Origin of the sequence: Streptomyces rubellomurinus (assembly GCF_000961885.1) — a bacterium.
In the GTDB taxonomy this organism is placed as follows: Bacteria; Actinomycetota; Actinomycetes; order Streptomycetales; family Streptomycetaceae; genus Kitasatospora; species Kitasatospora rubellomurina.
Genome location: NZ_JZKH01000363.1, coordinates 1 through 313, shown reverse-complemented (window position 1 = coordinate 313; position 313 = coordinate 1). Strand labels below are relative to the sequence as shown.

Annotated in this window: 1 protein-coding gene; it reads right to left on the bottom strand. The window is 71.2% G+C overall.

All coding sequences use genetic code 11. The annotated features are described in order from the left end of the window. Nucleotides 1-13: 13 nt before the first annotated feature. Nucleotides 14-313: DMT family transporter (locus tag VM95_RS38210; protein WP_063773627.1), on the bottom strand; the 300-nt coding region annotated here is incomplete at its 5' end.

The window sequence follows — 313 nt, the reverse complement described above, 5'->3', positions numbered from 1 at the left end:
GGGGTGGGGGGGCTCAGGCGGAGCCGCTGAGTTCGAGGCCGGCGACGCCGGCGATGACGGTGGTGATGCCGAGGGCTTTGCGTCCGTCGAGGTGCTGGCCGAACAGTGGTGCGCCGAGCAGGGTGATGCCCACGCCCGCGGTGGAGGTCCAGATGGCGTAGCCGGTGCCGACGTCGAAGGTCAGCAGTGCCTTGCTGAGGAAGTAGGTGCCGATGGCGCCGCTGGCCAGGGTGGCGGCGCTCCAGCGGCGGTTGGTGAAGCCTGCGGCTTTGCCGGCCGCGAGGGCGACGGCGATCTCGAAGACGTCGGCGAT